Raw genomic sequence first — 13866 nt, forward strand, 5'->3', positions numbered from 1 at the left:
AGCCGGTCAGTTACTGGATCGATCGAACTTGTCCGGATCTTCATCCTCCGGCACTTCCTCGCTCTTGCGTTCCTCTTCAGGATTACGGACGGTGTGCGCCGGACTATTGGGCTCGGGATGCGTGGGAACCGGGTCGAATGCGCCCTGCTCTTCACTAGGAAATTTTGGATCTTTCATAAGGCACCTCGCTGAGAATCGCTATGTGAAAACTCTTAACGTTCGAGGTGCCGGTCGGGGCTGTTGTTCCAGTCGTTTCACCACCGAGGGCCGGTGGCGCGACTGACGGTCAGGATCGAACCTGTAATTGCTCGACGATCCTGTCTTTGACCTGCAAGCGCTTCTCTTTGAGTTTCTTCAGGGTGTCGTCGCTGGGTGCATCCGAGGTCGCCGTCTCGGCCTTGACGACTTCGGCGTCCGCCAGGAAATACTTGTTGATCAGTGCATCCAGATGTGGATCCGCGGTGCGTCGTTGCTGGATCTCTTCCTTTGTCAGTTTCAAGTCCTGTAACAAATCATGGGTCACCGGCATGGAACACCTCCGTCAATTGATCGGCAGCCAACGCGTTCGATTGCGCTGGCCAGGTATCAGAATGGCCTCGGTTGACCGGTTCTGTCGACCTCCTGTCAGACCAGCGGTGCCCGTTCGTCGCCCTTTCGCAAATGCGATAAAACCTTTTGTCGGCGATTTCCCTCCATTGAATAACGCTCACAAAAACCTGCGTGGAGTAATACCAATGGACGGATTCAAACTGCGTCATCTTTTTCTGGCCGTGGCTTTGAGCACCGGCATGGGCTCGGCCTTCGCCGCCACCGATAACGACTTCGTCGATAACGCCGCGGCCGGTGGCATCGCTGAAATCGAAACCAGCCGCCTGGCGCTGGAAAAAAGCCAGTCGGCCGACATCAAGGCCTTCGCCAACATGATGATCACCGACCATGGCAAGGCCAACGATGAGCTGGCGACGATTGCAAAGGCCAACGACATTGAAGTGCCGGACACTACGACGCTGGTCAAGCAGGCCAAGGAAAAGATCCTGGACATGCGCGATGAATCCTTCGATGCGGCGTACGCCAACAATCAGGTCAAGGCCCACGAAGAAACCATCGAGCTTTTCAAGAAACAAGCCAACACCGTGACTGACGACAAGGTCAAAGGCGCCACTGAACTCAAGGCCTTTGCGCAGAAAATGTTGCCGGGTCTGGAGAAACACCTGGCGGCCGCCAAAGAGCTGCAGGCCAAACACCCCAGCAAGTAACCGCCATAAATGCAAAGAGGCCGCCTCCATTGGACGCGGCCTCTTTGCGTTGAGGTCTTGTTGCGCGCAAAATGCCAGCATTCGCCGTCACGCCGACTAGAGTTACCGGTGCGTTCCATGCGGCAGATCTAAAATATCCTCGCGGGTACGAACAACTATTTCGAATGGCCAAGGTCATTCACTTCGCGCCGGTCATTTATCGAAGAACCGGCCCCCAATTCGCAATGGAGCAACATCTACATGGCAGCACTGCAGAACAGCACACTTGATGCGATGAAAAACAAACAGGCACAACTGCTGGGCGAATGGATCAAAGGGCTGCAAGACAGCGGCGCCACCCGTAATCTCAAGGAACACGACGTGCAGCAGCAGACCAGCGAGTTCCTGCAACTGGTGGTCAGCGGACTGGAAAACGACAACGGCACCAACATCGCCGCACCGGGCTGGGAGGCTATCCGCCAGTTCCTCGAAAAGCTGTCTCACAGTCGTGCCCTGCTCGGTCAGGATTCACAACAGACCGCCAGTTTCATCTTCGCCCTCAAAGGTCCGCTATTCGCTTTGCTGCAAAGCCATTACCGTGAACAGCCGGCGCTGCTCGCCGAACAGCTCTGGGAAATCTCCGAACTGCTCGACGCCTTCGGCCTGCACACCATCCGCACCTTCCAGAAATCCCGTGAAGCGGTAATCAAGCGTCAACAGGAAGAACTGCTGGAGCTGTCCACCCCGGTGGTCAAGCTGTGGGAAGGCGTGCTCGCGCTGCCGATGATCGGCACCCTCGACTCGCAACGCACCCAAGTCGTGATGGAGTCGCTGCTGCAACGCATCGTCGACACCGGTTCGGAAATCGCCATCATCGACATCACTGGCGTGCCGACCGTCGACACCCTTGTGGCCCAGCACCTGCTGAAAACCGTCACTGCGATCCGCCTGATGGGCGCCGATTGCATCATCAGCGGCGTGCGTCCGCAGATCGCCCAGACCATCGTCCACCTGGGCCTCGACCTGCAAGGCGTGGTGACCAAAGCCAATCTGGCCGATGCCTTGAAACTGGCGCTGACCCGTCTGGGTACCACCCTCACCAAGACGGTTTGATCAATGGAACGTATCCCGATTCTTCAGATGGGCGACTTCCTGCTGGTGACCATTCAGGTCGACATGCATGACCAACTCGCCCTCACCCTGCAGGACGACTTGTCCGAGCGCATCAGCAAAACCTCGGCCCGTGGGGTGCTGATCGATATCTCGGCGCTGGACATGGTCGATTCGTTCATCGGCCGGATGATCGGCACCATTTCCGGCCTGTCGAAAATCATGGACGCCGAAACCATGCTGGTCGGCATGCAACCGGCGGTGGCGATCACCCTGGTCGAGCTCGGCCTGAACCTGCCAGGCGTCAGCACCGCGCTGAACGTCGAGCGCGGAATGAAACTGTTGCAGGAACGAGTACGCCAGCAATGACCGTTCGCAGCAGCGGTACCCAACCGATTCACATCGAGCAGGACGTGGTGCTGGCCCGGCAACAGGCACGCAAACTGGCCACCGAATGCGGCATGCGCCTGATCGACCTGACCAAACTGGTGACCGCGGTCAGCGAGCTGGCGCGCAACACCATGGTCTACGGCGGTGGCGGCGACATGGACTGGCAGATCCTCGACGACAACCACAAGGTCGGCCTGCGTCTGACTTTTCGCGATGAAGGCCCGGGCATTGCCGACATCAAACTGGCGATGACCGACGGCTGGACGTCCGGCAGCGGCCTCGGCCTGGGGTTGACCGGAGCCAAGCGACTGGTCGACGAATTCGAACTGGACACCGCGCCCGGTAAAGGCACCCGGATAACAATCACCCGATGGACATGAATTTCAGCGGGAGTCTGACCCGAGTGCTGCTCCTTGAAGACAGCAGCCAGATCGGCCATGCCCGGCGCACGGCGCAGCAACTCGCCGAGCAGCATGGCTTCGATGAGCGCGATGCCGGACGTGTTGCGCTGGTGGCAACGGAACTGGCGAGCAACGTGCTCAAGCATGCGACACACGGTGAATTGCACCTGCGCGTGTTGAAGCGCGTCGAGGGTTTCGGCCTCGAAATGCTCGCGGTCGACCGCGCCGGTGGCTTCGATCTCGATGCGTGCATGGCCGATGGTTTTTCCACGGGCGGCACTCAGGGGATCGGCCTCGGCGCGGTGTCGCGCCAGACCGAAGTGTTTGATGTGTATGCCGACGCTCGGGGCGCCGTATTGCTGGCACGGCTGTATCCGCGCAGTGATCGGCAGCCGGATCTGCGCTTCGGCGTCAGTCAGCATTCACTGCACAACGACCCGGCATGTGGAGATGTGTGGCATCTGGCGTTCAACGGGCCGGATATCAGCGCCCTGATCATCGACGGCCTGGGCCATGGCGAAGACGCCGAGCGCGCCGGCCGCGCCGGAGAAAAAGCCTTCGCCCTGAACCCCTTCGGCTCCCCGGTGCCGCTGATGGAGGACCTGCACCGGGAAATGATCGGCACCCGTGGCGGCGCGGTGGCGTTTGCGCAGTTCCATGGCCAGCGCGCCAGCCTGACCTATGCCGGTGTCGGCAACATCGGTGCCAGCCTGGTGACGGCCGACAAGTCCCGCGGACTGGCCTCGCACCCCGGAATCGTCGGCGGCCAGTACCGAAAAGCCCAGCCCTTTGACTATGCTCACGTGAACGGACATCTATTGATCATGTACAGCGATGGCTTGCAGTCCCGTTGGAATCTACAAGACTATCCCGGCCTGGTGCATCGTCATCCTGCCGTGATAGCCACCGTCCTGCACCGCGACTTCTGTCGCGGGCGCGACGATGTAACGGTGCTGGTCATTGCCCTGGAGGCCGCCCATGGCTGAGTCGCCGACCTTGAACAGCGCCGAACAGGCTGCGTTGATCGCCCGGTTGCAGAGCGAAACGGCGGCACTGCGTGACGAACTCGACGAAACCAATCAGGGCGTGCTCGCCCTGTACGCCGAACTCGATACCCAGGCCGAACAACTGCGTCAGGCCTCCGACCTGAAAAGCCGCTTCCTGTCGTACATGAGCCACGAGTTCCGCACCCCGCTGGGTTCGATTCTGAGCATCAACAGCCTGTTGGCCGACGAACTCGACGGCCCACTCAGCCCGGAGCAACACAAGCAGGTGGCGTTTGTCAGCAGCGCCGCCCGGGAACTCAGCGACATGGTCGATGACCTGCTCGATTTGGCCAAGATCGAGGCCGGACGCATCAACATTTCTCCGGCGTGGTTCGACATGTTCGATCTGTTCGCCGCCCTGCGGGGAATGTTCCGGCCGATTGTCGACGCCACGGCGGTGGACCTGATTTTCGAAGAACCCGTGGGCCTGCCGCGACTCTTCACGGATGACAAGAAGCTGGCGCAAATCCTGCGCAACTTCATTTCCAACTCGCTGAAGTTCACCACCCGTGGCGAAGTCCGGATCTCGGCGCGCCTCGAAGGCCAGGACAAAGTGCGATTTGCGGTCAGCGACACCGGCATCGGTATCGCCCCTGAATTGCACGGCACCTTGTTCGAAGATTTTTCACAGGTCGACTCACCGCTGCAAAAGCGCCTGCGCGGCACCGGGCTCGGCTTGTCCCTGTGCAAGCGCTTCGCCGAATTGCTCGGTGGTGAGGTCGGTGTCGAGAGTACACCGGGCGTGGGCTCAAGCTTTTTCGTGATCATTCCGTTGGCGATCGCCCAGGAGAACGTCGATGAAACATGACATCCGTCTGTTGATCGTCGATGACAACGTCGCCACTCGCTATGCCTTGCGCCGGCGCCTGGAGCGCCACGGTTACGAAGTGCTCGAAGCCGGCACCGGCGGCGAAGGTCTGGCGTTGATCGCCAGTGAACCGCTCGATGCGCTGATTCTCGACGTCAACCTGCCGGACATGAGCGGTTTCGACATCGTCCGTGAACTGCGCTCCGACTCTCGCACTGCCCTGCTCCCGGTGATCCATGTGTCGGCCGCGTCGATCCAGACAGGCGACATCATCACCGGCCTCGACGCCGGAGCCGATGCCTATCTGATTCACCCGGTCGATCCCGATGTGCTGCTGGCAACGTTGCGCACCCTGCTGCGAGTACGCGACACGGAGAGTGCGTTGCGTGAAAGCGAGGCGCGTTTTCGCGAGATTTTCGTCAATGTCTCGGCTCCGATTGCGGTACTCGATGCCGAACTCAAGGTCCACGAGTGCAATCACGCCTTCTCCCAACTGATCCAGGACAACCTCGACTCCGAGGCACTCAACGAGTGTTTCGCTGACGATCAAGGTGCGATCCTTCGCGAGTTGCGCCTGCGTCTGGTGGACGGCGAGCGCTGGAAAGGCACGCTGAACATGCGCGTGCAGGGCGAGATCCGCGAGACCGAGTGGCAGATTTCACCCTATCGCACCCCGAAGCTGAGCCTGGTGTTCGTCGAAGACGTCACCGAGCACCGTCATCGCGAACGCTCGCACCTGGCTCAGTTGGACGACACTACCACGCAACTGGCCAAGGAAGTCGCCGACCGGGTACGCGCCGAATCGCAACTGCTGCAAGTGCAGAAGATGGATGCGCTGGGCAAACTCACCGGCGGCATCGCCCATGACTTCAATAACCTGCTGACCGGGATCATCACCAGTCTTGAGCTGATCCAGAAACGCGTCGCCGATGCCCGTCCGGACAAGGTCCGGTTCTACGCCGAAGCGGCTCTGAACTCGGCCATGAGTGCGGCCTCGCTCACCCATCGTTTGCTGGCCTTCGCCCGGCAACAGCCGCTCGACACTCGGCCGGTGGACATCAACGAGCACGTTCGTTCGCTCGAAGAATTACTGGTGCGCACCATCGGTGAACGCATCGCCCTCAAGCTGGAGCTGACCACCAAACCGGCGATTGCACTGGTTGACCCGATCCAGCTGGAAAGCGCGGTGCTCAACCTGGTGATCAATGCCCGGGACGCGTTGCCTCAGGGCGGCAATATCTGGGTCAGCACCTACGCGGCGTACTCCCACGGTGATCCGAACCTCACCGACGGTTCCTACGTAGCGCTGTCGGTGCGCGATGACGGCACCGGTATCGAGCACAGTTTGATCGACAAGGTATTCGAGCCGTTTTTCACCACCAAACCGCTGGGCCAGGGCACCGGGCTGGGACTGTCGACGATCTACGGTTTCGCCCGCCAGTCAGGCGGCGATGCGCACATCCGCAGTGTGGCGCGGCGCGGCACCGAAGTGACGATCATGTTGCCAGCCAGCAACGACCCGACCGCCGTCGATGTGCCCATCCCGACGATTGATGCCAAAGGCAGCGGCGAACACGTGCTGATCGTCGAAGACATGCCGGGCGTGCGACTGTTCGTCACCGAGGTACTGGAGGACGCCGGTTACCGCTGCACCCAGGCCGGCGATATCGAAACCGCGCTGGAGTGCTTGCAGAACGATCCATCGATCAATCTGCTGCTGACCGACGTCGGCCTGCCGCGCATGAGCGGCCGCGAACTGGCGGACGTTGCCCGGGGCTGGCGCGAAGGGTTGCCGATCCTGTTCATGACGGGTTACGCGGAAACGGCGATCAACCGCCAGGTGTTCCTCGGGGCTGGCATGGAGATGTTGGTCAAACCGTTCCACATCAGTGAATTACTGGACAAGGTGCGCCGCACGCTCGACGGCGCCTGATACGCCGCCATCGCGGGCAAGCCCGCTTCCACAGTCTTATTGCCGTACACACATTCGTGAACACATCAGACTCAGTGGGGGCGGGCTTGCCCGCGATGAGGCCGGCCCAGGCGACGCCGTTATCGTCTCAAGGCCCGGGCAAGAAACGGCGCAGTCCGGCTCTTCTTGCTCGCCGCCACTTTCTGCGGCGTCCCGGCCACGACGATCTTGCCGCCCTGATCCCCCGCTCCCGGTCCGATGTCGATCACCCAGTCGCTCTGCGCCACCACGCGCATTTCATGCTCGACCACGATCACCGTATGCCCCGCCGTCACCAGCGTATCCAGCTGCTCGAGCAAGCGGTCGACATCCCGAGGGTGCAAACCGGTGGTGGGTTCATCCAGCACGTACAACGTCGCGCCGCGCTGATTGCGCTGCAGCTCCGTGGCCAGTTTGATCCGCTGGGCTTCGCCGCCGGACAGCTCGGTCGCCGGTTGCCCGAGGCGCAAGTAACCGAGGCCGATATCGCGCAGCACCTCCAGCGAACGGCGAATTGCCGGTTGCTCGGCAAACACCGTCACCGCCTCGTCCACCGTCAGCTGCAATACCTGCGCGATGCTCAATCCCTGCCAGAGGATGGCCAGGGTCTCGGGGTTGTAACGCGCGCCATGACAGGTCGGGCACGGCGCATAAACGCTGGGCATGAACAGCAATTCGACACTGACAAACCCCTCGCCTTCACAGGTCGGGCAGCGCCCCTTGGCGACGTTGAAGGAAAACTGCCCGGCGTCATATCCCGCCGCTTTCGCCTCGTCGGTCGCGGCGAACAACTTGCGTACGTTGTCGAACAACCCGGTGTAGGTCGCCAGATTCGAACGCGGAGTACGACCGATCGGTTTCTGATCGACCTGCACCAGACGCCTGATCGACTCCAGCCCGGCGCTGACCTGGCCGGTGCTGGCTGTCGGGGTCTCATCCTCCAGATTGAGTTCTTCCGGCTCGGCGTCACTGACACTGCGCCCGAGTTGCGCGCCGACCAGTTCCAGCAGTGCTTGACTGACCAGGCTCGACTTGCCGGAACCGGAGACACCGGTGACCGAGGTGAAACAGCCCAGCGGAAATTCGGCGCTGAGGTTATTCAGGTTGTTGCGGGTGACGCCGTCGAGCTTCAGCCAGCCCGACGGTTTGCGCGCGGTGCGGGTCGGCCGTTGCTGTTCGGCAAACAGGTAGGCGCGGGTCTGCGAGTGTTCGACCGCCGCCAGCCCCGGTGGCGGGCCGCTGTAGAGAATCTGCCCGCCCTTTTCGCCCGCTGCCGGGCCGACATCGATCAGCCAGTCGGCGCGGCGCATGGTGTCCAGATCGTGTTCGACCACAAACACACTGTTGCCGTCGGCCTTCAGACGCTGCAAAGCCTCGAACAGCGCCTCGCCGTCAGCCGGGTGCAGGCCGGCGGACGGTTCGTCGAGCACGTAGATCACACCGAACAATTGCGAACCCAGTTGGGTGGCCAGCCGCAGACGTTGCAACTCGCCGGACGACAGCGTCGGCGTGCTGCGCTCCAGGGCCAGATAACCGAGGCCGAGATCGGTCAGGGTGCTGACCCGGTCCAGCAAGTCCTCGGCAATGCGCTGCGCGGCCAGGCGCTTCTCCAGCGACAGGTTCGGCGTATGGCGCACGTCCGGCGCGTTGGCGTGGCCGCTGGCGCCATGGGCCACGCGCTGCTGGCGGGCTTCGCGGGTCTGGCGGTGAGTCAGGGTTTCACCGGTTTCATCGGCGTGCTCCAGCCAGCTCGCATCCGCCACCGGCTTCAAGACTTCGGCGACTTGCAACAGTGGCATCCGCGACAACTCGCCGATGTCATACCCGGCAAACGTCACCGACAGCGCCTCTCGCTTGAGGCGCTTGCCGTCGCACAACGGGCACAGGCTGCCGAGCATGAATTGCGACACGCGCTTCTTCATCAACGCGCTTTGTGAATGAGTGAAGGTGTGCAGGATGTAGCGCCGTGCGCCGGTGAAGGTGCCTTGATAACTGGGCTCCATCTTGCGCTGGAGGGCGACGCGGGTTTCTTCCGGTGTCAGCCCGGCGTACACCGGAACCGTCGGTGCTTCCTCGGTGAAAAGGATCCAGTCGCGCTGCTTTTTCGGCAGTTTGCGCCATGGAATATCGACGTCGATGCCCATGGTCACCAGGATGTCGCGCAGGTTCTGTCCCTGCCAGGCCAGCGGCCAGGCGGCCACGGCGCGCTGGCGAATGGTCAGTTCCGGATCGGGCACCATCAGCGCCTCGGTCACCTCGTAAACCCGCCCCAGTCCATGGCACTCGGGGCACGCGCCTTGTGGCGTGTTCGGTGAAAAATCCTCGGCATACAACATCGGCTGATCCGGCGGGTAGCTGCCGGCGCGCGAGTAAAGCATGCGGATCAGGCTCGACAGCGTGGTCACGCTGCCGACTGACGAGCGCGTACTCGGCGTGCCGCGTTGTTGCTGCAGGGCCACGGCCGGCGGCAGGCCTTCAATGGAGTCGACGTCCGGCACGCCGACCTGATCGATCAGCCTGCGCGCATAGGGCGCCACCGATTCGAAATAGCGCCGCTGTGCTTCGGCATACAGCGTTGAAAACGCCAGCGACGACTTGCCCGAACCCGACACACCGGTAAACACCACCAGCGCATCACGGGGAATATCGACATCAACGTTCTTCAGGTTGTGTTCACGGGCGCCGCGCACGCGAACCATGCCGGCGGCGGAATTGGAGCTGCGCTTGGAGGTCATTGGCCAGCCTTGATCAAGGGATTCGAAGCTCAGGCACTGAGCACGGTTCGGATCATCTGCAACAGCGCTTCGGGGCCGTAAGGCTTGCCGAGCAGATGGGTATCGGGGCTGAGCTGGTGATTGCGCGAAATAATGTCGCGGGTGTGGCCCGAGGTGAACAGCACCGCCACCGGTGGCATCTGCACCTTGGCCCACGCCGCCAGATCGGAGCTCTTGATCAGGCCGGGCATGACCACGTCGGTGAAGATCAGGTCGACCCGAGCGCCTTCCATCAGCATCTGCATGGCCGCATCGCCATTGCCGGCGATCAGCACGCGGTAGCCTTCTTCACGCAACAGCTCGACGGCGGAGTTGCGTACCGCTTCGTTGTCCTCGACCACCAGGATCGTCTCGTTGCCACCCGTGAGGCGTTTCTCCACGCTGGGCGCCGCATGATCTACCGGTCGCACGCTGCGCGGAAAGTACAACTGCACTCGCGTACCCTGGCCCACCTGGCTGTCGATCTCGACATGGCCGCCGCTCTGTTTGACGAAACCGAACACCATGCTCAAGCCGAGACCGGTGCCCTGGCCGTCGGCCTTGGTGGTGAAAAACGGTTCGAACACCTGCTCGAGCATGTGCGGCGCAATGCCGACGCCGCTGTCACTGACCGAGACCCGGACGAAATCCCCCGGCACGATGCCCTTGCCCGAACAGAACGCCTGATCCAGCGAGAGGTTGGCGGCGCCGAGCACAATTGTGCCCTCGCCCTTCATGGCGTCGCGGGCATTGATCGCCAGATTGAGAATGGCGTTTTCCAGTTGATTGCGATCGACGTTGATGTGCCACGGTTCGTCCGGCAACTGCACGTCGATCTGAATGATTTCGCCCAACGCCCGTTGCAGCAACTCACCGACGCCTTCAAAGATCTGCCGGGGATTGCACACCGCCGGCGACAGTGGCTGGCGGCGGGCGAACGCGAGCAGTTGCGAGGACAGCTTGGCACCGCGCTCGACCGCCGCCAGCGAGGCGCTGACCCGACGCTGCACGTTGGCGTTGTTCGGCTCGTGACGAGCCAGCAGGTGCAAGTTGCCGGCAATCACTTGCAGCAGATTGTTGAAGTCATGGGCCACGCCGCCGGTGAGGCCGCCGATGGCTTCGAGTTTCTGTGACTGTCGCAGTCGCTCTTCGGCGGCGAGGCGCGCTTCGACTTCATTTGCCACACGCTGCTCGAGATTGCGGGTGAACTTGAGCAGGGATTCTTCGGCGATCTTGCGTTCGTGAATATCGATCAGCACGCCGGGAAAACGGAACGGCCGGCCCTGTTCGTCGAACTCGCAGCAGCCACTGGCCAACACCCATAGAAAGCTGCCATCGGCGCGTATTACGCGGTACTCGGCGTTGTAGGGTTCGCCGGTGCGCACCGAATTTTCGATGCACTCCTGCACCCAGGGACGGTCATCGGGATGAATGTGTGCTTCAGCAATGTGCTGCGGCAGGTTGGTGAGGTCTTGATCCGGCGGGAAGGAAAATGTCCGGGCAAAACGCTCGTCGGCCGACAGCACATTGTTTTTCACGTCCCAGACAAAGGAGCCGATCAATGCGCCGGCATTGAGGGCCAGTCGCACCCGCTCGTTATCGGCACGATAGGCATCTTCAGCGGCCTGGCGCAGACGCTCGGACAACACCAGTTCAGTGGTTTCCACCACCATCGCCATGACACCCGAAGGCACGCCGGCATCGTTGGCCACCGGGCTGTAATAAAGGTCGAGCCAGACGTCCTCGGGCACGCCATCGCGCAACAACACCAGTACCTTGTTGCGGTACTCCAGGGTGCCGCCCGCCAGGCAGGTGTCGACCACATGCCGATTGAAATCGGCGACCTCCGGCCAACCCAGTTCCACCGGTGATCCAAGCAGGTACGGATGCCGTCCGCCGGCGAATCGGGAATAGGCATCGTTGTAGATCATGTAACCGGCATGGCCCCAGAGCATGACCATCGGCAGCGGCGAGGCCAGCATCAACTGGACCGTGCTGCACAGGCTGGCCGGCCAGGTTTCGAGCGGGCCAAGATCCGTGCCGCTCCAGTCGAACTCACGGATTCGCCCGGCCATCTCGCCTTGCCAGCCGTCACACCCATGGCTATCGGATAAAAACTGCATCGGCTGCTTTAACGCCTTGTGGTGGGTCCGGTTCAATCGCTGCGCGGTCAAGCGTCGCGCCCGTCTATTTCGAGCGCGCTGGGCAGCGATGGTTTCATTAGAGGTATAGCCGATTTCACCCCTGCTCGACGTTCAGACTTCGATCAGGTGTTTGAGCGGATGGTAGCCGGTCTTCATCTTTGCAGCGACATCGAGGATGGCCTTCTGGATGCCGTCCAGGTGCATACAGGTCAGCTCAATGGCGGCGTTCTGATTGCCGGCCTCGATGTACTCGATCAGTCGCAGATGTTCGTCGTCGCGACAGGCTTCGTGGCTGTCATCGTCCAGCGCGGCGGCATACAGCGAGGCGCGGGAAATCAGCTTCTGGAACCAGTCGAGCAACACCGGGTTGTTCAGGCTGCGGGCCAGTTTGATGTGGAACTCGCCGAGCAGGTGAATCAGCCGCTCGTGGTCGCCGGCTGCGTGAGCCTCGTCTTCCAGCAGCAAGTGATCGCGCAGGTCCTGCATCGCGGCAGAGTCCTTGCGCCGGCACAGTTCAGTGACGATGCCGATCTCGATCAAGCGCCGGGTTTCAAACAGCGAACGGATCTCTTCATCGCTGGGCAGCGACACCGACGCACCTTTATTGGGCTCGGTGGTGACCAATCCGTCGGCCTCCAGTTGCTTGAGCGCGGCTCGAACCGACGTGCGGCTGACATTGAACAACTCCGCCAGCGACGCCTCGCCCAGCTTCATCCCCGGACGCAGCGAACGCTTGCTGATCGCCTCGTAAACCCCTTGGTAGACGCGGTCGACCGTGGTTTCCGTTTTTTTCTCGGTCATTTGAAAACTCCTTCAATGCTGGCAACGCTGCCCGACGAACGACTCAGTCGGGGAAATGGGGGGTTGCGCCAGCAGATTAATCCGGGTATTTCTAAATTGCATTCAGATATTGCATACAATAATTAGAGGATTGCACCATTATGGGTCAGCCAATAGCCATTGAAGTGCGTAACGTATCCAAGCGGTATTCTGATGATCCTGGCCTGGCGCCAGCCCTCGACAACGTGTCGGTGAACATCGCCGACAACGAGTTCTTCACCCTCCTCGGCCCCTCGGGCTGCGGCAAGACCACCCTGCTGCGCACCATCGCCGGTTTCGAACACGCCAGCGACGGCGAGATCCGTCTGGCGGGCGAAACGGTCAATCACCTGCCGCCGTTCAAGCGTCGGGTCAACACGGTGTTCCAGAGTTACGCGCTGTTTCCGCACATGAGTGTCGCGCAGAATATCGCCTTCGGCCTCGAGATGCAGGGTCTTGATCGCAAGACGATTCCCGGACGGGTCGACGAAATGCTCGCGCTGGTGCAGATGGAGCACCTGGCGGGGCGCAAACCGGCGGAACTGTCCGGCGGCCAGCAGCAGCGCGTCGCTCTGGCCCGGGCCCTGGCGCCGAAACCGAAAGTGCTGTTGCTCGACGAGCCGCTGTCGGCGCTGGACCTGAAACTGCGCAAGGAAATGCAGGTCGAACTCAAGCGCGTGCAGCAGGAAGCCGGCATCACCTTCATCTTCGTCACCCACGATCAGGAAGAAGCCCTGACCCTGTCCGACCGGATCGCGGTGATGTCCGCCGGCAAGATCCTGCAGATCGGCACCCCGACCGACATCTACGAGCGCCCGCAGCACCGCTTCGTCGCCCAGTTCATCGGCGACATCAATTTCCTCCCCGGCCAGCTCAAGCGTGGCGAACACAACGAAAACCTCTTCGTGCCCAGCGGCATGCCGGTGGAAATTCCCTGCCCGCCGCAAGGCGTCAATGGCAGCAGCGTACAACTGGCGTTTCGTCCCGAGCGCTCGCAACTGGTCGCGGCGGACCAGCCGCATCATTTGCGCGGGGTGATCGAAGCCGTGCTGTATGTCGGCACCGCGACGCTGTACCAGTGCCGTTTGAACAACGACATCAAAGTCATGCTGCGGGAAAACAACGAAGGTTTGAGCGCCTGTCGCACAGTCGGTGAGCCCGTGGCGGTGCATCTGCCACCTCAGGCCTGCCTGTTGATGGAGGCCTGAG

The 13866-nt window shown here is 61.6% G+C and carries 13 protein-coding genes; 8 read left to right on the top strand and 5 right to left on the bottom strand.

The window, feature by feature from the left end; translation table 11 throughout:
- Positions 1 to 6: 6 nt before the first annotated feature.
- Together I5961_RS15450 and I5961_RS15455 are read right to left on the bottom strand one after the other, a co-directional pair.
- Positions 7 to 177 carry a hypothetical protein gene (locus tag I5961_RS15450; RefSeq protein WP_007959467.1) on the bottom strand — a complete coding sequence of 57 codons (171 nt, stop codon included), beginning with the start codon at positions 175 to 177 and terminating at the stop codon, positions 7 to 9.
- Positions 178 to 286: 109 nt separating this feature from the next.
- Entirely contained in the window at positions 287 to 529 is a 243-nt protein-coding gene (locus I5961_RS15455; protein ID WP_085695914.1) for a DUF465 domain-containing protein, read from the bottom strand.
- 205 nt (positions 530 to 734) lie between these two features.
- Between I5961_RS15455 and I5961_RS15460 the strand changes: the two genes are divergently transcribed.
- The 7 genes from I5961_RS15460 to I5961_RS15490 all read left to right on the top strand — a co-directional run bounded on the left by I5961_RS15460 (position 735) and on the right by I5961_RS15490 (position 6923).
- Positions 735 to 1256, top strand: coding sequence for a DUF4142 domain-containing protein (locus I5961_RS15460; RefSeq protein ID WP_085695913.1), 522 nt, complete (start codon positions 735 to 737; stop codon positions 1254 to 1256).
- Positions 1257 to 1496: 240 nt separating this feature from the next.
- Positions 1497 to 2348: an STAS domain-containing protein gene (locus tag I5961_RS15465; RefSeq protein ID WP_227232755.1), complete on the top strand. Its 852-nt coding sequence runs from the start codon at positions 1497 to 1499 to the stop codon at positions 2346 to 2348.
- 3 nt (positions 2349 to 2351) lie between these two features.
- The gene (locus I5961_RS15470) at positions 2352 to 2714 is read left to right on the top strand and encodes an STAS domain-containing protein (RefSeq protein WP_007959463.1); all 363 of its coding nucleotides are present in this window, start codon (positions 2352 to 2354) and stop codon (positions 2712 to 2714) included.
- A complete protein-coding gene (locus tag I5961_RS15475) occupies positions 2711 to 3115 on the top strand; it encodes an anti-sigma regulatory factor (protein ID WP_085695911.1) in 405 nt (134 codons plus the stop codon). The genes I5961_RS15470 and I5961_RS15475 overlap by 4 nt, the downstream gene beginning before the upstream one ends.
- Positions 3112 to 4122 carry an ATP-binding protein gene (locus I5961_RS15480; RefSeq protein ID WP_085696435.1) on the top strand — a complete coding sequence of 337 codons (1011 nt, stop codon included), beginning with the start codon at positions 3112 to 3114 and terminating at the stop codon, positions 4120 to 4122. Before I5961_RS15475 ends, I5961_RS15480 begins: the two co-directional genes overlap by 4 nt.
- A complete protein-coding gene (locus I5961_RS15485; RefSeq protein WP_085695910.1) occupies positions 4115 to 4990 on the top strand; it encodes a sensor histidine kinase in 876 nt (291 codons plus the stop codon). Before I5961_RS15480 ends, I5961_RS15485 begins: the two co-directional genes overlap by 8 nt.
- On the top strand, positions 4980 to 6923 hold the full coding sequence (locus I5961_RS15490) for a response regulator (protein ID WP_227232756.1): 1944 nt from the start codon (positions 4980 to 4982) through the stop codon (positions 6921 to 6923). The genes I5961_RS15485 and I5961_RS15490 overlap by 11 nt, the downstream gene beginning before the upstream one ends.
- A 119-nt stretch (positions 6924 to 7042) precedes the next feature.
- Here I5961_RS15490 and I5961_RS15495 read toward each other — a convergent pair whose 3' ends face one another.
- The 3 genes from I5961_RS15495 to I5961_RS15505 form a co-directional block, all read right to left on the bottom strand.
- A complete protein-coding gene (locus tag I5961_RS15495) occupies positions 7043 to 9676 on the bottom strand; it encodes an excinuclease ABC subunit UvrA (RefSeq protein WP_227232757.1) in 2634 nt (877 codons plus the stop codon).
- A 29-nt stretch (positions 9677 to 9705) separates the two neighbouring features.
- A complete protein-coding gene (locus tag I5961_RS15500; RefSeq protein WP_085701880.1) occupies positions 9706 to 11817 on the bottom strand; it encodes a PAS domain-containing hybrid sensor histidine kinase/response regulator in 2112 nt (703 codons plus the stop codon).
- A gap of 132 nt (positions 11818 to 11949) precedes the next feature.
- Positions 11950 to 12639 (bottom strand): GntR family transcriptional regulator, encoded by a 690-nt coding sequence (locus tag I5961_RS15505; RefSeq protein ID WP_085695906.1) that lies wholly within the window; start codon positions 12637 to 12639, stop codon positions 11950 to 11952.
- A 140-nt stretch (positions 12640 to 12779) separates the two neighbouring features.
- Here I5961_RS15505 and I5961_RS15510 point away from each other — a divergent pair, with 140 nt between their 5' ends.
- Positions 12780 to 13865, top strand: a complete 1086-nt coding sequence (locus tag I5961_RS15510) for an ABC transporter ATP-binding protein (RefSeq protein ID WP_227232758.1) — start codon at positions 12780 to 12782, stop codon at positions 13863 to 13865.
- The last annotated feature ends 1 nt before the right edge of the window (position 13866 follow it).

The sequence above is a fragment of the Pseudomonas sp. IAC-BECa141 genome, from assembly GCF_020544405.1.
Taxonomy (GTDB): domain Bacteria; phylum Pseudomonadota; class Gammaproteobacteria; order Pseudomonadales; family Pseudomonadaceae; genus Aquipseudomonas.